The sequence below is a fragment of the Streptomyces sp. NPDC004667 genome, assembly GCF_040609475.1.
Taxonomy (GTDB): domain Bacteria; phylum Actinomycetota; class Actinomycetes; order Streptomycetales; family Streptomycetaceae; genus Streptomyces.
Window position 1 is genome coordinate 1 of the sequence record NZ_JBEXKC010000066.1, and the last position, 21,800, is coordinate 21,800.

20 protein-coding genes are annotated in these 21,800 nt (G+C 72.0%); 9 read left to right on the forward strand and 11 right to left on the reverse strand.

What is annotated here, in order from left to right; translation table 11 throughout:
- On the forward strand, window positions 1-995 hold a 995-nt coding region (locus tag ABZW32_RS29030), incomplete at its 5' end, for a carotenoid oxygenase family protein (protein ID WP_356221307.1).
- Here the strand turns inward: ABZW32_RS29030 and ABZW32_RS29035 are convergent.
- From ABZW32_RS29035 to ABZW32_RS29060, 6 genes are all read right to left on the reverse strand, one after another.
- Window positions 977-1,144, reverse strand: coding sequence for a hypothetical protein (locus ABZW32_RS29035; RefSeq protein ID WP_356221310.1), 168 nt, complete (start codon window positions 1,142-1,144; stop codon window positions 977-979). The genes ABZW32_RS29030 and ABZW32_RS29035 overlap by 19 nt on opposite strands.
- A gap of 127 nt (window positions 1,145-1,271) precedes the next feature.
- A complete protein-coding gene (locus ABZW32_RS29040) occupies window positions 1,272-2,132 on the reverse strand; it encodes an amino acid ABC transporter ATP-binding protein (RefSeq protein ID WP_356221313.1) in 861 nt (286 codons plus the stop codon).
- A gap of 7 nt (window positions 2,133-2,139) precedes the next feature.
- A complete protein-coding gene (locus ABZW32_RS29045) occupies window positions 2,140-2,940 on the reverse strand; it encodes an amino acid ABC transporter permease (RefSeq protein ID WP_356221316.1) in 801 nt (266 codons plus the stop codon).
- Window positions 2,937-3,740, reverse strand: coding sequence for an ABC transporter substrate-binding protein (locus ABZW32_RS29050; RefSeq protein WP_356221414.1), 804 nt, complete (start codon window positions 3,738-3,740; stop codon window positions 2,937-2,939). Before ABZW32_RS29050 ends, ABZW32_RS29045 begins: the two co-directional genes overlap by 4 nt.
- 227 nt (window positions 3,741-3,967) lie before the next feature.
- Complete coding sequence (locus tag ABZW32_RS29055) at window positions 3,968-4,627, reverse strand: DUF4360 domain-containing protein (RefSeq protein WP_356221319.1); 660 nt, start codon at window positions 4,625-4,627, stop codon at window positions 3,968-3,970.
- Between the two features lie 178 nt (window positions 4,628-4,805).
- Complete coding sequence (locus ABZW32_RS29060; protein WP_356221322.1) at window positions 4,806-5,729, reverse strand: zinc-binding dehydrogenase; 924 nt, start codon at window positions 5,727-5,729, stop codon at window positions 4,806-4,808.
- An 88-nt stretch (window positions 5,730-5,817) separates the two neighbouring features.
- Between ABZW32_RS29060 and ABZW32_RS29065 the strand changes: the two genes are divergently transcribed.
- The 3 genes from ABZW32_RS29065 (at window position 5,818) to ABZW32_RS29075 (ending at window position 7,723) form a co-directional block, all read left to right on the forward strand.
- Window positions 5,818-6,264 (forward strand): MarR family winged helix-turn-helix transcriptional regulator, encoded by a 447-nt coding sequence (locus ABZW32_RS29065; protein WP_356221325.1) that lies wholly within the window; start codon window positions 5,818-5,820, stop codon window positions 6,262-6,264.
- 79 nt (window positions 6,265-6,343) lie between these two features.
- Window positions 6,344-6,841 (forward strand): GNAT family N-acetyltransferase, encoded by a 498-nt coding sequence (locus ABZW32_RS29070; protein WP_356221328.1) that lies wholly within the window; start codon window positions 6,344-6,346, stop codon window positions 6,839-6,841.
- Between the two features lie 99 nt (window positions 6,842-6,940).
- Window positions 6,941-7,723 (forward strand): maleylpyruvate isomerase family mycothiol-dependent enzyme, encoded by a 783-nt coding sequence (locus ABZW32_RS29075; protein ID WP_356221330.1) that lies wholly within the window; start codon window positions 6,941-6,943, stop codon window positions 7,721-7,723.
- A gap of 61 nt (window positions 7,724-7,784) precedes the next feature.
- Here the strand turns inward: ABZW32_RS29075 and ABZW32_RS29080 are convergent, their stop codons facing one another.
- Entirely contained in the window at window positions 7,785-8,378 is a 594-nt protein-coding gene (locus tag ABZW32_RS29080) for a putative glycolipid-binding domain-containing protein (protein WP_356221332.1), read from the reverse strand.
- A 45-nt stretch (window positions 8,379-8,423) separates the two neighbouring features.
- Window positions 8,424-9,827: a dihydrolipoyl dehydrogenase gene (lpdA, locus tag ABZW32_RS29085; protein ID WP_356221335.1), complete on the reverse strand. Its 1,404-nt coding sequence runs from the start codon at window positions 9,825-9,827 to the stop codon at window positions 8,424-8,426.
- A gap of 201 nt (window positions 9,828-10,028) precedes the next feature.
- On the opposite strand from lpdA, the gene ABZW32_RS29090 reads away from it, so the two are divergent.
- Entirely contained in the window at window positions 10,029-11,141 is a 1,113-nt protein-coding gene (locus ABZW32_RS29090; protein ID WP_356221337.1) for an alpha/beta hydrolase-fold protein, read from the forward strand.
- Window positions 11,142-11,229: 88 nt separating this feature from the next.
- Here the strand turns inward: ABZW32_RS29090 and ABZW32_RS29095 are convergent, their stop codons facing one another.
- Window positions 11,230-11,967, reverse strand: coding sequence for an SDR family oxidoreductase (locus ABZW32_RS29095; protein WP_356221339.1), 738 nt, complete (start codon window positions 11,965-11,967; stop codon window positions 11,230-11,232).
- Window positions 11,968-12,107: 140 nt separating this feature from the next.
- Here ABZW32_RS29095 and ABZW32_RS29100 point away from each other — a divergent pair, with 140 nt between their 5' ends.
- Together ABZW32_RS29100 and ABZW32_RS29105 are read left to right on the forward strand one after the other, a co-directional pair.
- A complete protein-coding gene (locus tag ABZW32_RS29100; RefSeq protein WP_356221341.1) occupies window positions 12,108-12,680 on the forward strand; it encodes a TetR/AcrR family transcriptional regulator in 573 nt (190 codons plus the stop codon).
- 217 nt (window positions 12,681-12,897) lie between these two features.
- On the forward strand, window positions 12,898-14,823 hold the full coding sequence (locus ABZW32_RS29105; RefSeq protein WP_356221343.1) for a choice-of-anchor J domain-containing protein: 1,926 nt from the start codon (window positions 12,898-12,900) through the stop codon (window positions 14,821-14,823).
- 105 nt (window positions 14,824-14,928) lie between these two features.
- Here the strand turns inward: ABZW32_RS29105 and ABZW32_RS29110 are convergent, their stop codons facing one another.
- Window positions 14,929-16,341 carry an MFS transporter gene (locus tag ABZW32_RS29110; protein WP_356221346.1) on the reverse strand — a complete coding sequence of 471 codons (1,413 nt, stop codon included), beginning with the start codon at window positions 16,339-16,341 and terminating at the stop codon, window positions 14,929-14,931.
- Between the two features lie 142 nt (window positions 16,342-16,483).
- On the opposite strand from ABZW32_RS29110, the gene ABZW32_RS29115 reads away from it, so the two are divergent.
- Complete coding sequence (locus ABZW32_RS29115) at window positions 16,484-17,305, forward strand: helix-turn-helix transcriptional regulator (protein WP_356221417.1); 822 nt, start codon at window positions 16,484-16,486, stop codon at window positions 17,303-17,305.
- A gap of 89 nt (window positions 17,306-17,394) precedes the next feature.
- Window positions 17,395-21,006 (forward strand): pentapeptide repeat-containing protein, encoded by a 3,612-nt coding sequence (locus ABZW32_RS29120; protein ID WP_356221349.1) that lies wholly within the window; start codon window positions 17,395-17,397, stop codon window positions 21,004-21,006.
- Here ABZW32_RS29120 and ABZW32_RS29125 read toward each other — a convergent pair.
- Window positions 21,003-21,683, reverse strand: coding sequence for a class I SAM-dependent methyltransferase (locus tag ABZW32_RS29125; protein WP_356221351.1), 681 nt, complete (start codon window positions 21,681-21,683; stop codon window positions 21,003-21,005). The two genes, ABZW32_RS29120 and ABZW32_RS29125, sit on opposite strands and share 4 nt — an antisense overlap.
- Window positions 21,684-21,800: the final 117 nt, after the last annotated feature.

Here is a 21,800-nt window from a genome sequence, read left to right on the forward strand (position 1 = left end):
AAACCATCGGCGCCTACGACTTCGGCGGCAAACTCACCTCCGCCATGACCGCCCACCCCAAGGAAGACCCGGCCACGGGCGAGCTCCACTTCTTCTCCTCCTCCCCCTTCCCCCCGTACCTGGTCCACCACGTGGCCTCGGCCGACGGGCAGGTCCTGGACAGCCAGGAGGTGCCGGGCGCCACCGCCGCCCTCAAGCACGACTTCGCCCTCACCGAGCGCCACGTCGTCTTCCTGGAGGGCTCGGTCACCTTCGACCCCTCCGAGCACTCCGGCATCCCGTACGGCTGGAGCGACGCGCAGCCCTCGCGCATCGGCGTCCTGCCGCGCGGCGCGGGCGGCGCGCGGCGGGTCCGCTGGTTCGAGATCGGCCAGGGTTTCGCCATGCACCTCGCCAACGCCTACGAGGACGCTCGCGGGCGGATCGTCATCGAGGGCCCGTCAGTGGGCCGCGACGGCTGGCGGCGGTCCTGGAACTGGTGGGTCGGCGCCCCCGACCGCGGCGCCGAGCCCGCCACCGGCTCCCGGGGCCGGCGCTGGACCGTGGACCCGGCGACCGGGCGGACCACGGAGGAGGAGAGCGACGACCTCACGGTCGAGTTCCCGACGATCAACGACGCGTTCACCGGGCGCGAGCACCGCTACCAGTACGCGCTCGCCTTCCCCGACGACCGGGGCATCGGCCGGCACACCCTCGTGAAGTACGACCGCGCCACCGGCGCCCGCCTGTTGCGGCCGTTCGATGCCGGGCAGCTCCCCAGCGAGGCCGTGTTCGTCCCGGCCTCCGGTGCCGGCGAGGAGGACGCCGGTTACCTCCTGACGGTGGTCGGCGACCTGAACGCCGACGCCTCGCGGCTGCTCGTCCTGGACGCCGGGGATCCGGCCCTCGCGACGGTGGCCACGGTCCACCTGCCGCGCCGGGTGCCCGCCATGATCCATGGCTCGTGGATCCCGGACGCGGCCTTGAACGGGCCCGTTCAGCGGGCCTGGCGCTGAGGGGCTTCGGCGGGGCCGGCGGACGGCGGGGCGGATCCGTCGTGGAGGGCCTCGTCCACGTCGAGGCCCTCCAGCCCGCGGAACCGGTAGGGGTCGAGCGCCCATCGCGGCGTCCGCGACGACAGTGCGTACGTGGGCTGCGTGTCCATCGGACCTCCCTTGTCATGACCGACCGTGAGGACTCATCACTGCGTGCTCCCGGTTGCGCACCGCGCTCCGCCCCACCCGAACGCACCCAACGGCATCTCGTCACACCAGGACCAGGGTCGTCGTCGCCTACGTGGCGGTGCCCTCGGCCTCGCCCTCCCCGTCCCCGCCCTCTTCCCCGACGGGCGGCTCGGCCGCCGCGGGGTCCAGGATGCGGTCGAGGAAGTTCCGGGTCCGCTCGTGCGCCGGGCGCGTGATCACCTGCGCCGCCGGTCCCTGCTCGACGATCACTCCCCCGTCCATGAACACGACGCGGTCCGCCACCTCCCGGGCGAAGCTCATCTCGTGGGTGACGACCATCATGGTCATCCCCTCGCCGGCGAGCAGCCGCATCACCGAGAGGACCTCGCCGACGAGTTCGGGGTCGAGCGCCGAGGTCGGCTCGTCGAACAGCATCACCTCCGGCCCCATCGACAGGGCCCGGGCGATCGCCACGCGCTGCTGCTGTCCGCCGGACAGCTGGGCCGGGAAGGCGCCCGCCTTGTCGGCGAGACCGACCCGTTCCAGGTTCTCCCGGGCGACCTCGGCGGCCCGGGCCTTGTCCCGGCCCAGCACCCGCCGCTGCGGCAGCGTGAGGTTGCCGGTGACGTTCACGTGCGGGAAGAGGTTGAACTGCTGGAAGACCATCCCGATGCGGCGGCGGACGGCATCGATGTCCACGTCGGGGTCGGTGAGCTCGGTACCGCCCACGTGGACGGTGCCCCGGCTCGGCTCCTCCAGCAGGTTCACGCAGCGCAGCAGCGTCGACTTGCCGGAGCCGGACGGGCCGATGACGCAGACGACCTCGCCGGGGGCGACGTCGAGGTCGATGCCGCGCAGGACGTGGTTGTCGCCGAAGGACTTGTGCAGATCGCGGATCTCGATCTCCGGGCGGTCCGTCGGCGGCGTGCGCGTCGGCGCCGTGTCCGCCGGTGGTGTCTGCTGTGGCATGTCTTCCTCACGTGGCCTTGTCGGCACGGGCTTCCAGGCGGCGCACCACGAAGCTCAGCGGCACGGTCACCAGGAGGTAGCACAGGCCCGCGACCAGGATCGGGGTGGAGTTGGCGGTCTCGCTGGCGAGGTCCCGGCCGAATTTCGTCAGTTCCCGCTGCTCCAGCGTCACCCCGAGGAAGAGCACCAGGGAGGAGTCCTTGAAGAGCAGCACCAGTTCGTTGGTGAGCGGCGGGATCACGATGCGGAAGGCCTGCGGGATGATCACCGAGGCCATGGCGCGGGCGTGCGAGAAGCCCAGCGAACGGGCCGCCTCCATCTGCCCCTTGGGCACGGCCTGGATGCCGGCCCGAATCGTTTCCGCCATGTAGGCGGCCGCCACCAGGCCGAGGCCGAGCGCGACCTTGCCGTAGATGCCGCCGGGGATCTGGGTGCCGGGGAAGGCGAGCGGCACCGCCACGCCCACGAAGATGAAGATGAGCAGCGCGGGCAGGCCCCGGAACAGTTCGATGTATACACCGGCGGCCCATCGGTAGGGGGCCACCGAGGAGAGCCTCATCATGGCGACGACCAGGCCGAGTACGAGGCCGAAGAGGAATCCGGAGAAGGTGTACACCACCGTGTTGCGCAGGGCGATGGTGATGATGTCCGGGAAGAGCCGGGCGGCCAGGCCGGGCTGCGCGAACTGGTTCGCCAGCCGGCCCCAGTCGGCGAGGACGGCCACCAGGACCAGTACGGCCACGAAGACCGCGTACTGGATCCACTGCCAGACCCGGCGCCGCTGGCGCCGGGTCAGCCGAGAGGTCACGAGGTGGCCTGGGGCAGGGGGCCGATCCACTGTTCGTAGAGCTTCTTGTAGGTGCCGTCGGCCTTGGCGGTGGTGATCGCCTTGTCGATCGCGGCGAGGAGGGCGGCGTTGCCCTTCTTCACCGAGAAGCCGTACTTCTCGCCGGTGTCGATGTTCTGGCCCAGGACGAACTCGGCGGCGTTCGCCTTGTCCTTGAGCCAGCCCTGGACGACCGGGTAGTCGATCACGACCGCGTCGACCTGGCCGGTGCGCAGTCCGTTCAGCACCGCGTCGGAGCTCTCGAAGGAGACCGGGTTGAACCCCTGTGCCTTGGCGTAGCTCTCCCCGGTGGTCTCCGCCTGCGCGCCCAGTTTCCCGCCCTTGGCCTTGAGTTCGGCGAGCGTGGTGACACCGCTCTTCTTGGTGGCGAGGAGGGCCTGGGTGGCGTCGAAATAGGGGACGGAGAAGTCCACGTTCTTCTTGCGTTCGTCGGTGATCGTCATGCCGGCCGCGGCGAGGTCGCACTGGCCGGAGTTCAGGAAGGCCCCGGTCTTGAAGTTCTCGAACGGAGTGTCGAGGACCTTCTGTTCGACCTTGAGGTTCCGGGCGACGAGGTCGATCAGGGCCACGTCGAAGCCGACGACCTTGCCGTTCTGTTCGAACTGGAAGGGCGGGTACGGCAGATGGGTGCAGGTGGTCAGCTTGCCCTTCTCCACGACCGGGACGCCTCCGGCCGCCTCCCCCGGGCCGCTGCCGCCGGAGGAGCAGCCCGCGGCGAGGAACACGCCCGCCGCGGCGGCGAGGCCGGCCGTGGCGCGGATACGGAGACTGCTGCGCTGACTGCGGTGTCCTGCGGCCGTCCGGAACACGGGTGACCTCCACGGATGCGGGGTGGGAGCGGTCGCGGGAGGGGACCGTCCGTCGAGATCGTAAGCCCGGGGCGGTACGGGACGGCGGAGCCGGCGTGACGCGGCGCAGACGTGGCCGGACATCGCCCTCGCGCGGCCGGACAGTGCCTGTTGCGCCCCGCCACCCGATCGGCCCCGGCTCAGCGCTGCGGGCAGGTCTTCCAGGCGAAGTGGTACTTGGTGTTGATGCTGCCGTCGGTGGAGTCCATCGTCAGGAAGCTGGTGGTGTTGGCCGTGTCGGACGTGCCGGCCTGCGCGAGCAGCTCGGTGTTGATGTTGAGGTTCCGCTTCGCCCCGCACGGGTGGTAGACGAGGGCCTCGATCGCGACCTGGTCGCTGGCCTGCCAGTTGTCCTGGTAGCGGCCGCGCAGGGTGTGGCTGCGGCGGGCGGTCTCGGACATGCCCTGGAAGTAGTAGCTGGCCCTCTGCTCACCGCTCGCGCCGGGCGCGAGGCTGGCGAAGCCACGGTAGTCCGCCTGGGTGATGGCGAAGGTGTAGCCCTGGGGAACGTTCACGCTCAGGCCGAGCTGGCAGTTCTTGCGGAAGTCGGTCGCCTTGGCGTCCTTGCCGACCTGCGCCGTGTACTCGCTGTAGGCCACCGTGAAGGCGGTGTTGTCGGGGGAGACCGCGACGGTGGCGCTGCCGGGCCGGCAGCCGGAGCCGTTGACCTGGACCACGTCGATGGTGATCCTGTCGGAGGGCGCGGAGGTCGGGGCGGTGGTGGCGGCCCCCGCGGAGGGCGTGAGGGCGGAGGCGGCGAGGGCCGCTGCCGCGCCGGCGATGAACACCGTTCTGAACATGGGAAGTCCTTCCGATCGCTGCTCTGCGTGACCGGCTCGAACCGTTCCACACCGCCCGCGACCACCGCCGTAGGCGCGGCACGCACCGCGTCCGGGGCAGCGGCGTGTCCCCCCGGACGGCCGAGTCGACCGTGCGAGCCGGCCGGGCGGGACGGCTCGTGTCACCCACTCGTTCGGCCTAGGGCACCAGGACCACCTTGCCGAGGTTGCGGCGCGCCTCGATGACGGCGTGGGCGCGGGCCGCCTCGGCGAGCGGGATCTCCTCGTGGACGGCGGGGCGCAGGGTGCCCGCCGCGTACAGCTCCCAGAGTTCGCGCTGCCAGCGGTCGTAGAGTTCGGGCTTGCCGAAGGCGATCGCCCGCATCTGGAAGCCGATCATCGAGGCGCCGCGGACGAGCAGCTCGTAGGCCTCGACCGTACCGCCGCCCGAGCCGTACGCCACGATGCGTCCGCCGGTGGCGAGGGCGCGGACGGCGGGGCCGAGCAGGGCGCCGCCGACGCCGTCGAGGACCACGTCGTACGGGGCTCCCCAGTCGGCGTCCTCGTACAGCACGACCCGGTCCGCGCCCAGCCCGCGGACGAAATCGGCCTTGTCGGCGCTGCTGACGGCGGCGACGACGCGCCCGGCCCCGGCGGCCTTCGCGTACTGGAGGGCGAGGCCGCCGACCGCGCCCGCCGCGGCGGTGACCAGGACCGACTCGCCGGGCTCGACGCGGGCGGCCGCGTGGGCGCCGCGGGCCACGAGGCCGCTGCGCAGCAGCGCGACGGCCTGGACCGCGCTCACGCCGTCGGGGATGCGGGAGGCCAGTGCGGCACCCAGGACCGCGAACTCGGCGTAGGCGTCGGCGAAGCACAGTCCGGTGACCCGGTCCCCGACGGCGAAGCCGCTCACCCCGGGGCCGGCGGCGACGACCTCTCCGGCGATCTCGCCGCCGAAGGAGACGGGCCCGTCACCCTCCCTGACCTTGCGCACGGTGGGCAGCGTCACGCCGACGGCTTCGGCCCGGACGAGCAGTTCACCGGGGCCCGCGACGGGCCGTTCGACGTGCTCGGCGAACAGCACCTCGGGTCCGCCGTTGACCTCGTGACGGATGCGCAGCACAGGACCTCCCCGATCCGGATTCATTGGATGTCCCAACGATAAGCGGGAAATCGTGGGGACGTCCAACGACTTTCGTTAGGCTGGCCCCATGACGTCCCCCCTCGCGCACATCCGGTCCCTTCCGACCTGGCTCGTCGGCCGCGTCGCGGCACGCGGCCGCGGGCTGGTCGCCGACGCGCTCTCCGCCGAGGGGCTGGGCCTCATGCACCACGCGGTGCTGGCCGCGACCGCCGAGTACGGGCCCGTCGCCCAGGCCGACCTGTGCCGCCTCCTGGCGGTCGACCCGAAGGACATGGTGGGCCTCCTCAACCACCTCCAGCAGAGCGGACTCCTCCTGCGCACCCCCGACCCCGCCGACCGCCGCAAGAACGCCGTCACGGTCACCCCGGAGGGCGCGGCGACCCTCACCCGCTGCGCACGGCTCGCCGCGACGGCCAACGCGGCGCTGCTGGCTCCGCTGGACCCGGACGAACGGCGGCAGCTGATCGCCCTGCTGACGCGGCTCCACGAGGCACCGCAGCCCGGCGCGTCGTGAGGTGGGGCGAGGGGGGTCAGGCGAGGCGACGCCTCCAACACCCTGCCATGCGCGACCCGTTGCGCTGTAGGCTCGCCGCATGATCGAGATTCGTCGTGCGGGCCCGGCCGACGGGACCGTGCTCGGTGACATCCACGCCGCGGCCTGGGAGGCCGTCTACGCGCCCTTCTTCGCCCCCGATTTCGCCGCACGGGCGGTGGAGGACCGGCGGCACCGCTGGCACGCGCGGGTGGGCGGGGGTTCCGAGACGGTACTGCTCGCCGCGGTCGACGGCCGCCCGCTGGCCCTCAGCTTCTTCGCCCCCTCCCCCGACCGGCCCGGCCTCGCCGAGATCTTCTCCGTCTACGGCCACCCCGACGGCTGGGGCAGCGGGGTCGCCGCCGCCCTGATGGACGCGACCCTGAGCCGGCTGCGCGAGGACGGATTCACCCGGGTGCACCTGTGGACGCTGCGCGGGACACCGCAGTCGCGCCGCTTCTACACCAAGTGCGGCTTCACCGAGACCGGCGCCTCGCGCCCCCACGACTTCGGCGACGGCAACCCCCTGGACGAGGTCGAGTACGAACGGGCCTGCTGACGCACCCCACACTCCTGACGCCCCCCGCGCCCGCACCTCCCGAGCCCTGTGAAAGAGTGCCGGAAGAGGCGAACCCCCAGGTCAGGAAGGCACCACCCGATGAGCACAGCCGAGCAGCCCGATCACGCGACGGCCGTCGCCGCCCAGAGCGCACGCTTCGTGGACCTGGTCCGCGGCGCCGACCTGACGGCCCCCGTGCCCACCTGTCCGGGCTGGACCCTCGCCGACCTGGTCCGGCACTGCGGGGGCGTGCACCGCTGGTTCTCCGCGCTGCTGCTCCGGAAGGTGCAGGAACGCCCGACGAGCCGTGACGTGGACCTGCGCCTTCCCGAGCGCGAGGAGGACTACGCCGACTGGCTGGCCGCCGGCGCCGCCGCGGCGGCCGAGGTGTTCGCCGGAACCGACCCCGACGCACCCATGTGGGTCTGGGGAGCCGACGGCCACGCCCGGTTCTGGATCCGCCGGATGCTGTTCGAGACCCTGGTCCACCGCGTCGACGCGGAGCGCGCCCTCGGGCTCGCCTCATCGATCGACGCCCCGCTCGCGCGGGACGGCGTCGACGAGTTCCTCGTCAACCTGCCCTACGCCACCCCCTTCGCGCCCGGGGTGGCCCACCTGCGGGGTACGGACCGGACGATCCGCTTCCGGTGCACCGACACGGACGGCTCGTGGCTGGTCCGCCTGCGGCCCGACGGCTTCGGCCTCGTCGCCGACGGGGCGGGGGACGGCGCCGGGGCCGAAGCCGCCGACGCGGCCGTCAGCGCGCCGGCCGCCGATCTGCTGCTGGTCCTCTACGGCCGCACCGCGCGCACGGCGCCGGGTGTGGAGTGCACCGGGGACGCGGCCCTGCTCGACCTCTGGTTCGCCCACTCGGCGTTCTGACCCCGCCCGGCGCGCCGGACGGTCCGGTCGGCGCGCCCGGCGGTCCGGTCGCCCCGGACGGCTATCCGGCCGCCGGGCCCTGCGGGAGGGCGCGGGCCAGCCCCGGATAGTCCAGCACCAGCCCGTCCCCGTCGAACTCGACGTCGCTCTGGAAGTCGCCGGACTCGTACCGGATCCGCGCACTCCGCCCGGCGGGGCCGAGGGGCGTGTACGTCTGCCGGCTCGCGGTGACCTCCAGGCCGGGCACCGAGACCCAGGCCATCAGAAAGGCGTGCGCAGCGCCCGCCGGGCTCCGGTGCAGGCCGTGCCGGAGCACCGGCATCGTGTTGGTGAGCGGGCACAGGCCCAGGTCGCAGTCGAGGGCGCCGTCGAGGTCGGGGCGGTGCTCGCCGTCGACGCTCCAGCGGCCCGCGTCGTGGCGCAGGTCCAGGGTCCTGCGCCCGGCCCCGGTCTCGGTCTCGACCGTGACCCGCAGCGCGGAGGTCACGTACGCGTCGCCGGTCTCCAGTGCGTACGTGACCCAGTACGGCTCGGGCTCCAGCCCCACGGCCCGCCCCCGTGCCGTGAGGGAGCGGTCCGTGAGGCCGGCCCAAGCCGTCGAGTATCCGCCGCCGGGGAGGATTTCCCAGGTGCGTGCCAGGTGCTGCCCGTTCATGGGAACGAGCCTAACCGGCGCCGGGTTCCCGCCCCGTGGCGGGAATCAGAAGTTGATCATGTGGCCAGCCAGTCCGTGGACGGCCTCCTTGACCGCCTCGCCGAGGGTCGGGTGCGCGTGGACGTTGCGCGCGACCTCGTGGACCGTCAGGTCCCACTGCTGCGCCAGCGTCAGCTCCGGCAGGAGCTCGGTGACGTCGGGGCCGATCAGGTGGGCACCGATGATCTCGCCGTGCGTGGCGTCGCTGATCAGCTTCACGAAGCCGGCGGTGTCACCGAGGCCGTGCGCCTTGCCGTTGGCGGTGAAGGGGAACTTGGCGACGCGGACGTCGAAGCCCTTCTCCTTCGCCTGCGCCTCGGTCCAGCCGAAGCTCGCGATCTGCGGCTGGCAGTAGGTCGCCCGCGGGATCATCGGGTAGTCCAGCTCCATCGTCTCCGCGTCCGCGATGGTCTCGGCGGCGACGACGCCCATGGCCTCCGCCGTGTGCGCGAGCATCAGCTTGGCGGTGACGTCGCCGATGGCGTAGATGTGCGGCACCGAGGTGCGGCAGCGGCCGTCGACGTCGATGGCGCCGCGCTCGGTGACCCGTACGCCGGTGGCCTCCAGCCCGTAGCCGGTGACGTTCGGCGCGAAGCCGATGGCCTGGAGCACCTTGTCGGCCTCCAGCACCTTCGTCGCGCCGTCGGCGCCGGTGACGGTCACCCGGACCTGCGGGCCCGACTCGTCGATCGACTCGACGCGGGTCGAGGTCAGGACGTCGATCCCCAGCTTGCGGTACTGCTTGGCCAGTTCGGCGGAGACGTCCGCGTCCTCCAGCGGGGCGATCCGGTCCAGGAACTCGACGATGGTGACCTTCACGCCGTAGTTGTGCAGGACGTACGCGAACTCGATGCCGATGGCGCCGGCGCCCGCGATCACGATGGACCCCGGCACGTCCTCGGCGAGGATCTGCTCCTCGTAGGTGACCACGCGGTCGCTGCGCCGCGTGCCGGGCAGCAGCTTCGGGGTGGCGCCGGTGGCGATGATGCAGTCGCCGAAGGTGATCTCCCGGGTGGTGCCGCCCGCCTCGTCGACCCGCAGGGTCCGCTCGTCCAGGAAGGTCCCCCGGCCGTCGAACTCGGTGATCCCGTTCTTCTTCATCAGGTAGTGGACGCCCTTGACCCGGCCGTCCGCGACCCGGCGGCTGCGCCGGAACGCCTCGCCGTAGTCGAAGGACACCTCGCCGTCCACCTTGATGCCGAAGGTCTTGGCCTCGTGGGTGAACAGGTGTGCCAGCTCGGCGTTGCGCAGGAGCGCCTTGGTGGGGATGCAGCCGACGTTCAGGCAGACGCCGCCCCAGTACTTCTCCTCGACGACCGCGACGCTGCGTCCCAGCTGGGCGGCACGGATGGCGGCAACGTATCCGCCGGGGCCGGCCCCGAGGACGACGACGTCGAAATGCTCCTGCATGGATGGATTCCTTCCCATAACAAGTCGTGCGCACGTGAGTTCACGCCCACGTTACGCCGGGTTCCGGGAGCGGGTGTTCGAAGATCACCTCAAGGCCCGCAACCTTTTGCTCCGCCGTGCCCTCTCCTTGGTTGGCACGCCGACGCGGGCCGACGGGCCCGCGGGTCCCGACCGATAGCCGACAGAAGGTCTCACCGATCCATGAAGCTGACGAGTGGTGCTCCCCTCGTGCTGGCCCTGCTGTGCACGCTCCTGTTGTTCGCCCTGACGGTCTGGCTGTGGCCACGGCTGTCGAAGGGCGGCCCCCGCAGGGTGTTCGGCCGGGTCGCGCTGGTCGTCGTGCTCCAGCTGCTGCTCGTGGCCTCGATCGGACTGGCGGCCAACCGGAGCTTCCTGATCTACGGATCGTGGGCCGAGCTGGCCGGGCACGCGCAGGCGCCGCCGGCCCTCGACGCGGGGCAGGGTGACGCTTCGGGCGTGAAGATCCTCGGCCGCCAGCCGGTCGACGTGCCCGGCGGCGCCACCCCGCGCGTGGGAGGCGTGATCGAGAAGGTGACGATCCAGGGGCAGCGGTCCAAGACCGCCACTTCGGCCTACGTGTACCTGCCGCCCGAGTACTTCCAGAAGGGCAACGAGCACAAGACGTTCCCCGCCACCGTGGTCCTCACCGGTTTCCCGGGCACGTCGGAGAACCTGATCAAGGGACTCGACTACCCGAAGACGGCCTGGAAGCTGGCCAAGCACAAGAAGACGCAGCCGATGGTCCTCGTGATGATGCGGCCGTCGGTGATCCCCACCCGCAACACCCAGTGCGTGGACGTCCCCGGGGGGCCGCAGAGCGAGACGTACTTCGCCACCGACCTCCCGCAGGCGGTCTCGGGTACGTACCGGGTGAAGAACGTGCCGTCGAGCTGGGCCATCATGGGCGACTCCACGGGCGGTTACTGCGCCCTGAAGATCGCTCTGGAGCACCCCGAGCGCTACGCGGCCGGGGTCGGCCTCTCGGCCGACTACAAGCCGGAGATCGACGCGGACTCGGGCGACCTGTTCCACGGCAACAAGGAGGAGGAGAAGCGGGCGGACCTGCTGTGGAGCCTGGACCACCTGCCGCAGGGCAAGTCCTCCTTCCTGGTCACCAGCTCCCTGCAGGGCGAGCCGAACCTCAAGCCGACGCAGCAGTTCATCAAGAAGGTGAAGGCCCCCGCGCACGTCTCGTCGATCACCCTCGACCACGGCGGGCACAACTTCAACACTTGGAGGCGCGAGATCCCGCCCTCCCTGGAGTGGGTCAGCGCCCGCCTCAACGCGGGGTGAGCTCGCGGCGGGCGCGCCGCCGCTCCGTGCCTGCCCTCCGTGCCTGCCCTCCGTGCCTGCCCTCTGCGCCGCCCCTCCGCTCCTGCCGTCAGGCCTGCGCCGTGGGACGGACGACGATCTCGCTGACGTCGATGCCGTCGGGCTGCCCGATCGCGTAACCGATGGCGGAGGCGATGGCGGAGGGCGGCATGGCGATCTCGTCCCGCTGCCGGGTCATCGCCGCCGCCACCTCGGGACTCGCCCCTTTGCCCACGCCCTCCGTGTGGGTGAAGCCGGGCGAGACGAGGGTGACGCGGAGGTCGGGACCGGCCTCCTGCCGCAGTCCTTCGGTCAGGACCTTCACGGCCGTCTTCGTGGCCGCGTAGACGGTCTGGGGAGCCTTGACCACGTAGGCGGCGGTGGAGGCCACGTTGACGAACTGACCGGAACCCTGCCGCCGGAAGACGGGCAGCGCCGCCCCGATGCCGTTCAGCAGGCCCGTGATGTGGGTGGCGACCATGGCGTCCCAGTCGTCCTGGCGCAATTCGTCCAGCGGCGAGACCGCCATGGTGCCGGCGTTGGAGACCAGGACGTCGAGCCGGCCGAAGCGGTCGACCGCCGCGCCGGTCAGGCGCCGGAGGTCCTCGCGGCGCGCGACGTCGACGACGACACCTACGGCCGAGCCGCCCCGCTCCCTGATCCGGTCCACCACCGCGTTCAGCCGGTCCTCCCGCCGGGCTCCGAGCACCAGGTGGGCCCCCCGTTCGGCGAGATGGACCGCCGTCGCCTCTCCGATGCCGCTGCTGGCGCCCGTGAGTGCGATGACCTTGCCCTCGATGCCTGACATGGCCCGTCCTTCCGTGAGGGGTGCTGCGGGCCGGCGTGCTGGCCTACAGTGGAAGTGGGGGAGCCCCCACTTACTTCAGGCTAAGTGGACACGCCCCCACTTAGCAAGGCGGAGAGCCTGAGAGGGGATGGCGAGCGCTCATGACCGAGGGAGCACAACGGCCGTTGCGGGCCGACGCACGGCGCAACCGGGAGAAGATCCTCACGGCCGCGGTGCACGTATTCGCGACGGAGGGGCTCGACGCCCACCTGGAGCGCATCGCCAAGGAGGCGGGAGTGGGCAGCGCCACGCTGTACCGCAACTTCCCCACCCGCGAAGCACTGGTCGAGGCGGTCTACCGCAACGAGGTGGCCCGGCTGTGCGACGCGGCCCCCACCCTGCTGGCAACGGAGCCGCCGCTGGACGCCCTGCGCGCCTGGACCCGTCTCTTCCTCGACTACGTGACCGCCAAGTACGGCATGATCGACGCCCTGCGCGCCATCGCCGCCGCCGGCGACAGCCCGTACGGCCACAGCCGCGAAATGATCCACGCCGCCCTGAGCTCCCTCATGGACGCGTGCGTGGCCGCGGGGACGATCCGCACGGACATCGGCCCCGCCGACATCGGCGCCGCCCTCGAAGGCATCGCCCTCACCTCGGCGGGCCCCGAACGACGACAGCGGGCGGAGCGCCTGCTCGACCTCACCCTGGACGGCCTCAAGACCCGCCCGTGAGACCCGGTCCCGGGCCGGAGCCCCGGGCCCCGGCAGCCCCCCGGGCCCCACGGCCCACCAGCGGTCCGACGGGCCGTCCCGCACCCACTCCGCACCCCGGCAGTGGCGCAAGTCCCCCCGGCTGCACGAGCAGGCGCGCACCGGCCGCTACGGCGGCGGGGACGCGACCGTCGGCACGCGCCGTACGTGGCCGACCATCGACTGGTCGTTCCAGACCGTGCTGCGCGAGTTCGAGCTGCGCGAGGTCGCCCCGCACGTCGAGCTCTGGGTGCGGACCGGTGACCTGCGGGTCGACAGCGACGACTGCAGCAGCTCGAACGCCGACGACCTCGTCGTCACCGACCGGCAGCTGCGCTACGTGGCCGAACAGTTCGAGCACGTCATCCGCCCGCGCGAGGCCCGGGTGTTCGGCACCCCGACCCCGCGCGACGGGAGCAACGCCAAACCGGAACTGCTGGACCCGAGCATTCCGGCGGACGCCTGGCGCGGGCCGGGCGACCGGCTCGTCGTACTCGTCGACAACATCGCGTCCGGCGGCGAGTTCCTCTCGGACGCCGTCGCCGCGGTCGACCGCAACTTCGTCGTCATCGAGGCCGCCGGCTGGAAGACCATGGTCGGCCCCGAGCCGCCGTCCCTCGGCCCGGCCCCGTGCCGCGTCTGGGAGGGATTCCCCCTCCCCCACTACATCGAGGGCCTGCTCGCCCACGAGTACAACCACGCGATCTGGAACAGCAGGGCCGACGACGTCAGCGGCCCCAACTGGATCGTCGAGGGAACGGCCGAATGGGCCAGGTGGCTGGTCGGCTACGACGACCGGCGTCAGGACGCCCTGAAGAACCTCAAGGTCGGATGCTTCCAGGGCCGCCAGAACGCGATGATGCCCCCGGGATACACCGACCCGTACGGCGACCGGAACGGCGGCCCCGAGAACTCCCTCTCGGTATGGCCCGATCCCGGCCAGAGCTTCCTCTGTGACTACGGCGGCGCCGAGATCATGATCCACACGCTCAACGAGCGCTACGGAACCGGCTTCGTCAAGGACCTGCTGTTCGCGGGCGGCGGCTCCGGCTTCGACCGGCTCTCCAAGACCCTGGCACGCCACCACGCCAAGGAGACCCCCTTCGACCTCCTCAAGGACTGGTCCACCACGGCGGCGCTCGACGGCGTCCTCGACGACGGCGCACGGCCGGCCGGACACTCCGGGGCCGGCCGCTTCCGGGCGAAGGCGCTCCACTCGACGGTGAACTTCGACACGCCCTTCGCCTACTCCCGCCCCGGCGCGCCCTCCAACGGCGCCGACTACGTACGCCTGCGCGACGGCGCGGGCGGGTACCTCACGGCCGACGCGCTGCGCTCCCTGACCTTCGACGCGCCGGCCGTCTACCCGACGCGCCCGGTGGAGTGGAGCGTCGATCCGGACGGCCACGCCGCCGGGGACCCCGCCCTCTCCTCCGGCCCGCCGGGCGACGAGGTCAGCTTCGACCGCAGCATCGTACGGTCGGTCACCGTCGACCCGGCCGACCCCACCCTCTCCTTCGACGCCCGCTGGGACATCGAGCCCGGCTACGACATCGGTGCCGTGCAGGTGTCCACCGACGGGGGCGCCACCTTCACCTCCCGCCGGAGCGCCGGGATGACCACCGCCTTCCCCGACGCCGCCGCCGGCATCGCCGCACTGGCACCGGGGTTCAACGGCGATTCCGGCGGCTGGACCCACCAGACGATCGACCTCTCCGACCTCGCCGGCCGGACCGTCCTGGTGGCCTTCCGCTACGTCACCGACAGCAGCGTGACCCGGCCGGGCCTGTGGATCGACAACCTCAGGGCCGGGGCCACCCCGGTCTCCGACGGTTCGACCCTGACCGGCTGGCAGACCATCAGCGCCTACCAGGTCAAGAGGATCCCGGGGATCAGCCTCCGCCTCGTGGCCTACACGGCGGACCACCGGCAGGTCTGGGCCGCCGACGTGCCCCTGGACGCCGACCACCACGCGGCGCTGGGCCGGGAGCAACTGCGCCGCCTGCTGGACGGCAAGGCCGAAACGGTCGCGGCGATCGTCGACCACTACGAGCCGACCGAGACGATCCTGGCCCCCGCCCCCTACCGGCTCACCGTCAACGGCGTCCTCCAGCCCGGCGGATGACCCGTACGCGCCCGTAGAGGCCGGTAGGACCCCCTTGACCGGGGCGGGGAGAGCACGCGGTGCTCCCCGCCCCGGCCGGGGCCCTCGCGGGGTGATGGAGACCGCTCACCTCGTGCGTCGGCCGAGGCCGACGGCGACCAGCAGCGCCACCACCGTCACCAGGGCCGCGTCGAGCGCCAGCACCGTCCGGACCCCGTCGAAGAGCGAGGTCCGCGTGGTGGCCAGGACGCCCAGCAGCGGGATGCCGATGGTCAGGCCGACCTGCTGGGTCGTGGTGACCAGGCCGGTCGCCAGCCCCTGCTGCGCGTCCGGCACCCCACTGGTCACGATGATCCCGTAGGAGATGATCGCGCCGAGGTGGCACATGCTCGCCACCGAGACGGCGACGGTGGCGAGCAGGGCACCCGACTCCGCGCCCACGGCGAGCAGCGCGGCGGTGAACACGCCCTGGCCGAGCAGCGAACCGACCAGGGTGCGCCGGGCACCGAAGCGGCCGATGAAGCGGGGGGCGTACGAGCCGGCGACGGCGGAGGCGACGCCCTGGACGCCGAAGACGAGGCCCGTCAGGAACGAGGACAGGCCCAGGGTCTCCTGGAGGTAGAGCGTCAGGACGAACACGACCGTCGACATCATCGAGAAGGTCACCAGTCCGCCGATGTTGCCCCAGGCGACGGTGCCGCGCTTGAGCATCGGCAGCGAGACCAGCGGTGCGGGCGCCTTCGACTCCACCACCGCGAACGCGGCGAGCAGCAGGACCCCGGCCGCCAGTGAGACGAGGACGTCCGTGCCGCCGAAGCCGCGCTCGGCGGCGCTGGACAGGGCGTAGATCAGGGCGAGCAGACCGCCGGTGACGGTGATGGCGCCCGGTACGTCCAGCCACGGCCGCTCCGGGGTGCGGGACTCGGGCAGCAGCCGGGGGGCGAGGCACAGGACGATCAGGGCGGCCGCCGCGAGCAGGCCCATGGTGGAGCGCCAGCCGAGGGTGTCGGTCATGACGCCGCCGAGCACCATGCCGACGGTGAAGCCCAGGGAGAGCAGGGTGCCGGAGATGCCGAGCGCCTTGTCGCGCAACGGGCCCTCGGGGAAGGTCGTGGTCAGCAGGGACATGCCGGTCGGCACGACGACCGCCGCGCCCAGCCCCTGGAGGGCGCGTCCGGTCAGGAAGGAGGTGGGGTCCCAGGCGAGGGTGGCGAGCAGCGAGGCCCCGCCGAAGAGGGCCAGGCCGGCCAGGAAGAGCCTCTTGCGCCCGTACAGGTCGGCGATCCGGCCGAAGAGGAGCAGGAATCCGCCGGAGGGCAGGGCGAAGGCGGTGACCGCCCACTGCAGGGCGGACCGGCTCAGGCCGAGGTCCTTGCCGAGGACGGGCAGGGCCACGTTCAGGACCGAGAAGTCGAGCGCCACCATGAACTGGGCTGCGCAGAGCACGAAGAGGACGAGCCGGGCCCGTCCGGTGAGCCGGTGGCCCTCGGGCGCCACCGTGTGCGGTCCGGTGACCGCCGTCTGTGTGTCGATCGTCATGGGCACCACCTTCGCCGCGCGGGAATGCCCGTGAAGAGCGGGAACTTATCCTGTTGTTGCCACCACCAGGCAGCCGACAGGGGGAATGTCCGTGGCCACGCCGATCGACGAGCACCGCCGGAGCGAACTGCGGGCGTTCCTGATGAACCGGCGCGCCCGGATCTCGCCCGCGGAGGCCGGACTGCCGGACGGCGGGGCCCGCCGCCGCACTCCGGGACTGCGCCGGGAGGAGGTCGCGGTGCTGGCGGGGGTCGGGGTGTCCTGGTACCAGTGGCTGGAGCAGGGGCGTGACATCACGGTGTCCTCGCAGGTCCTGGACTCGGTGAGCCGGGTCCTCAAGCTGACGAGCGCCGAGCGCCGGCACCTGTACGTCCTGGCCGGGCTCAATCCGCCCGCCCTCGAAGTCGAGCCGGGCGACCGGGACATGTGCCACGGCCTGAAGCGGCTGATCGACGCCTGGATGCCGTTCCCGGCGCACATCATGGACGTGTACTGGAACACGGTGATGTACAACGACGCCGCCGCCATGGTGTTCGGGATGCGGCCCGAGATCGTGCAGAACTGCCTGATCGCCTTCTTCACCGACCCCATCCACCGGGCCCGCTCGCCGCACTGGGAGGAGGTCGCCCGCGAGGTGGTGGCGCAGTTCCGGACCGCCTGCTCGGAGCATCCGCGGGACGAGGGGTTCCGGGCGGTCCTGGAGGAGGCGCGGGAACTGAGCCCGCGGTTCGCCGAGTTGTGGAAGGAGCGGGACGTGCGGCCGGGCGGTCTGCTGCACAAGCGCATGGAGCATCCCGTCGTCGGCACGCTCGAAGTGGAGTCGACCCAGCTGCGCGTGCCCGCCCGTCCCGATCTGTCGATCGTGCTGCACACGCCGCTGCCGGGCACCGAAACGGCCGAGAAGCTGGAGTGGCTGACCTCGCCGGAGGGCCGGCGCGGCCTGATGTACCCGGTCGCCGGGTGAGCCGGTTGTCCCGCCGCCGGAGGTCCGCAGCCGCTAGGGTGCCCCGAGTGGGTTGACGGACAACGGAGTTCGGGGGGCGAGCGACGGCGATGGAGATCGTGACGGCGGCCGCGGGAATCCTGGGCAAGCTGGCGTCCAAACCGCTGGCGGACACCGCGTTGCGCAAGGAGGCGGTGCTGCGGGCCCTGCGGGCGGTCCGGCTCGACCCCACGGTGCCGCCGCAGGACTTCGGCAGCCTCTACGCACACACGCTGATCGAGTACTGCCTCGGCCGCCCCGCGCCCGTGCTCGCCTTCTTCCGGAACCCCTACGTGCTGGAGTCCTTCCGGCGCTCCTTCTCCGAAGGCGACTGGGCGGCGTTCCGTGCGGAGGCGGCGCACGCCGTGGAACGCAACCGGGAGACGGCCGAGTTCGGGCATCTCGGCCACGGGTTCGAAGAGCACGTGGACGGGTTCACAGCGGCGTTCCAGGGGCTCGTGGACCGCAGCCGGGCACCGCACGAGGCACGGCTGGAGCAGAAGATCGACGTGTTCCTGGAACGGGTGAGCCAGACCCGGGTCGAGGAGGAGAGCCACCGCACCCGTACCGAACCGGGCCGCTCCGAACTCTCCCCCGCGCAACGCCTGATGGACGACGTGCACGAGTGGTTCACCGCCGTCGGCTACGAGATCCGGCGCACGTGGGAGGCGGCCGACGGGTGCGTCGCCCTGCTGGTGGACATCCCCCAGCGCCGCCCCGGGCGGTTCGACCGGACGGTCGTGCTCTGCGTCGAGGGGGAGCTCCTGCCGCACCACGTGCGGCTGGTCGGCGAACTGACCGCCGCCGAGGGGGCCCTGGAGGGCTGGGGGCTGGCCCGGCTCAGGGTCAGCGAGGCCGCGCGCCGCCGGGCCGCGGACAGCGGGGACGTGCTGTTCTGCTACTCCTTCGACGAACTCGTGGACCTCGAAGCGAACTTCGAGCCCTACATCGCCTGGGTGGAGGAGGAGGTGCGCCGGCGCGGCATCGACACCCGGTACGTACCCATCTCCTGCGGCAAGGAGGAGATCGACCCGGCCACCGGCCGGCCCCTGGACACCAGCCTCTACCACTGGCGCGACGGCGGGCTGGACGACTACGTGGCGGGCTGGCTCCAGGAGCCCGCCAAGCGGCACCTGTCGGTCCTCGGCGAGTTCGGGATGGGGAAGTCGTGGTTCGCCCTGCACCTGGCCGGCGAGATGGCGCGCGGCTGGCGCGACGCCAGGCGCCGGGGGGTGCCGAGGCCCCGGATCCCGCTGCTGATCCCCCTGCGCGACTACGCCAAGCAGACCACGGTGCAGGGGCTGCTCTCGGAGTTCTTCTTCAACAAGCACAAGATCGACCTGCGCAGCTACGACGTCTTCCGGGTCCTGAACCGCATGGGACGGCTACTCCTCATCTTCGACGGCTTCGACGAGATGGCCGCGCGGGCCGACCGCAACACGGTCGTCGCCAACTTCTGGGAACTGGCCAACGCCGTCGACCCGGGCTCCAAGGTGCTGCTCAGCAGCCGCCAGGAGCATTTCCGCAACGCCCAGGAGGCGCGCAACCTCTTCGGCGCGAAGGTCAGCGCGTCCGCGCTCGGATCCAAGGTGCCCCAGGACGGGCCGAACTTCGACATCGTCGAGCTGGTCCGCTTCGACGACGAGCAGATCGAGCGGATGCTGCGCCACGACCTGTCCGAGGACAAGGTCCGCATGGTGATGGCCCATGACGACGTGCGCGAGCTGATGGGGCGCCCGCTCATGTCGGAGCTGGTGATCGACGCGCTCCCGGAGATCGAGCAGGGCGCCGAGATCGACCTGGCCCGGATCTATCTCTACGCCGTGCAGCGCAAGATGGACCGCGACGTCAGCGCGGAGCGCACGTTCACCTCGCGCGGGGACAAGCTGCTCTTCCTGTGCGAGGTCGCCTGGGAGATGCTCTCCACCCATCGCCTCACCCTCAACTACCGTGACTTCCCGGACCGGTTGCGGTCCTGCTTCGGGTCGACCGTGCAGAGCGCGAAGGACCTGGACTACTGGGAGCAGGACATGCGCAACCAGGGCATGCTGGTGCGCAACGCCGAGGGTGACTACGGGCCTTCGCACAAGTCGCTGCTGGAATTCCTGGTGGCCCTGAAGTTCGCGGCCGAACTCGGTCTGCTCAGCGGCGACTTCATGAAGGTGATCCCGGCGGCCGGGTCGGCGCAGGCCGGGACGCGCGAGTGGACGTGGTCCCGGTACTTCGCGGCGCGCGCGGAGGACGGAACGCTCCCGCCCCTCGGCGAGTTCGTGGCGGAACCGGTGGAGGTGCTGGGCGGCACGTTCGGGGCGTTCGGGCGCGACGAGGCGGTGTACCAGTTCCTGTCCGCGATGGTGCGGGAGTGCCCCGATCACCGGGAGCGGCTGCTCGCGCTGGCCGGCTCGACCGCCGGACGGGAGGCGGAGGCGGGCAACCTCGCGGGCAACTGCCTGAACCTGCTCGTGCTGTGCGGCGGCAGCCTGGAGGGCACCCGGTTGGCGGGGCTCGATCTGGCGGGGTTCGCGCCCCGCAGGTGGTGGGTCGAGGTGTCCCTCGCGGGCGCGGACCTGCGCGGGGCCGATCTCTCGCGGGCGGACCTGGAGGGTGCGGACCTCTCCGGGGCCGACCTCACGGGTGCCCGGCTCGGGGACGGGAACCTGCTGGATGACGGCCGGTCGCGCCGGGGCTTGTTCCACTCCGGCGGAGCGGTGGTCATCACCTCCGGGAACGAGGTGCTCCACTGGCCCGACGGCCGGGTGGACTCCCCTCCCGGCCGGCTGACGGCAAACGGCGACGGCGGACCCGTGGCCGTCGACCACTGGGACGCGACGACCTGGTGGTGCGGGGACGCGGACGGCGGACTGCTGGTGGAGGCCGGGACGGGCCGGGTGACGGGCAGGACGGCCGCCACGGGGGAACACTCCCCGGTGGTCTGGAAGGGCCGGCACGCCTTCGTGGAGTGGGACTTCGCGGGCAGGTGCCTGCGGCTGACGGAGCCGGCCTCGGGCCGTGTCGTCGCGGAGGTGCCCTTCCCCGCCCTACGGCACTGGGTCATCAGCTTCCTGGCGGGCCCGCACGGCATCAGCGCCCTGGTCTACACCGAGGACTCCCTGTACTACGCCGTCGCCGACGAGAACGCCGAGGGCTGCTGGCGCACGCTCAAGGGGGAGGAACACTCCCGGGAGGCCGCGAGCACGGCCATCAGCGCGTCCGGCGACAACGCCCTGCTCATGCTGGACGGCCGGGCCGTCGCGATCGTGGACGCCGCCGGTCAGGAGGTCAGGATCGACGGCAAGGGACTGCCGATCATGGTCCCGGGGGACGGCCCGGTGGACGCCTTCGCCTTCCGCGCCTCGTCGAGGCTGCTGGCCCTGGCCGCCCAGGACCGGCTCTTCGGGTGGAGCATGCGGGTGTCCTCCTCCCTGGAGGCCCGCTGGGTGCTGAAGGTGCCCGGCGGCACCCGTTCGCTCTGGTGCTCCGAGCGGGGCGACCGTCTCCTCGTGGCGACGAAGATGGGCGAGCTGTGGGTGTGCGACTTCCGCAGCGGTGAGATCCTGTCGCGGACCGTGCTGACCGGCCGACTCCGCGGCACCCGCTTCTCGCGCTCCTGCGGCCTGGACCGGGAGACGCTGGACGCCGTCACCCGGGCCGGCGGCGTACTCGTCGACCAGGAGCAGCCCTAGGCCCTGTCGGGCAGGCGCGCGGCGAGGATCATTCCGCTCGCGTAGCCGAGCCGGGCGCAGGCGACCCGGGAGTCCTCCAGCAGCCGTTCGGGGTCGTTCCCGTCCAGGGGGAGGCGCGTCCTGCCCTTGCCCCAGTACGGGTTCATGTCGTCCATCAGGAGCTGTCCGCCGGGCCTCAGTGCGGTGATGGCGTCGTCGAACAGGGAGGCCTTCAACCCGCCGGGGACATCCAGGAAGATCAGGTCGAACTCCCCCAGGGACGGGACGACCTCCTTGGCGTCGCCGACCACCAGCGTCACCCGGTCGGGCCATCCCGCGCCCGCCGCGACGGCGGAGTTGCGCGGGTCGATCTCGACGCTGACGACCTCCACGTCGGTGCGGGAGCGCAGCCCGTGCACGATCCACGCGAGGCCGACGCCGACTCCCGTGCCGAGTTCGAGGATCCGCCCGCCGGTGGGGACCGCCGCCGAGAGGACGGACATCAGTGCGCCCACCTCGGGGCAGCAGGATCTGGCGAACCCGACCTGCCGGGCCCGGGCGTAGGCGGCGCCGACCGCGGGCGGCACCTGCAGGGCCGTTCGCGCGCCCAGGCTCCGCTTCATGCCCTCGACCTCGGCCGTCGACATCTCGCGGTCGAACGTCAGGCTGACCCAGGACCGCGTCGCCGTTTGCTCCATGGCATGCCTCCTCGGACGCGCCCGTTCAGGTGGCTTTCCGGCGCACGACGTGGTAGTGGCGAGCAGCCCGGCCATAAATGATGTTCGCACGGGGGGTGTTGTCCCGCAATTTCGCAC

What these genes read in the sequence shown, in the direction of transcription:
- ABZW32_RS29115 (WP_356221417.1), top strand. Translation starts at nt 16,484, where the DNA reads ATGAACCGGCGCGCCCGGATCTCGCCCGCGGAGGCCGGACTGCCGGAC.
- ABZW32_RS29065 (WP_356221325.1), top strand. Translation starts at nt 5,818, where the DNA reads ATGACGTCCCCCCTCGCGCACATCCGGTCCCTTCCGACCTGGCTCGTC.
- lpdA (WP_356221335.1), bottom strand. Translation starts at nt 9,827, where the DNA reads ATGCAGGAGCATTTCGACGTCGTCGTCCTCGGGGCCGGCCCCGGCGGA.
- ABZW32_RS29035 (WP_356221310.1), bottom strand. Translation starts at nt 1,144, where the DNA reads ATGGACACGCAGCCCACGTACGCACTGTCGTCGCGGACGCCGCGATGG.
- ABZW32_RS29120 (WP_356221349.1), top strand. Translation starts at nt 17,395, where the DNA reads ATGGAGATCGTGACGGCGGCCGCGGGAATCCTGGGCAAGCTGGCGTCC.
- ABZW32_RS29100 (WP_356221341.1), top strand. Translation starts at nt 12,108, where the DNA reads ATGACCGAGGGAGCACAACGGCCGTTGCGGGCCGACGCACGGCGCAAC.
- ABZW32_RS29125 (WP_356221351.1), bottom strand. Translation starts at nt 21,683, where the DNA reads ATGGAGCAAACGGCGACGCGGTCCTGGGTCAGCCTGACGTTCGACCGC.
- ABZW32_RS29095 (WP_356221339.1), bottom strand. Translation starts at nt 11,967, where the DNA reads ATGTCAGGCATCGAGGGCAAGGTCATCGCACTCACGGGCGCCAGCAGC.
- ABZW32_RS29075 (WP_356221330.1), top strand. Translation starts at nt 6,941, where the DNA reads ATGAGCACAGCCGAGCAGCCCGATCACGCGACGGCCGTCGCCGCCCAG.
- ABZW32_RS29040 (WP_356221313.1), bottom strand. Translation starts at nt 2,132, where the DNA reads ATGCCACAGCAGACACCACCGGCGGACACGGCGCCGACGCGCACGCCG.
- ABZW32_RS29090 (WP_356221337.1), top strand. Translation starts at nt 10,029, where the DNA reads ATGAAGCTGACGAGTGGTGCTCCCCTCGTGCTGGCCCTGCTGTGCACG.
- ABZW32_RS29055 (WP_356221319.1), bottom strand. Translation starts at nt 4,627, where the DNA reads ATGTTCAGAACGGTGTTCATCGCCGGCGCGGCAGCGGCCCTCGCCGCC.
- ABZW32_RS29110 (WP_356221346.1), bottom strand. Translation starts at nt 16,341, where the DNA reads ATGACGATCGACACACAGACGGCGGTCACCGGACCGCACACGGTGGCG.
- ABZW32_RS29080 (WP_356221332.1), bottom strand. Translation starts at nt 8,378, where the DNA reads ATGAACGGGCAGCACCTGGCACGCACCTGGGAAATCCTCCCCGGCGGC.
- ABZW32_RS29070 (WP_356221328.1), top strand. Translation starts at nt 6,344, where the DNA reads ATGATCGAGATTCGTCGTGCGGGCCCGGCCGACGGGACCGTGCTCGGT.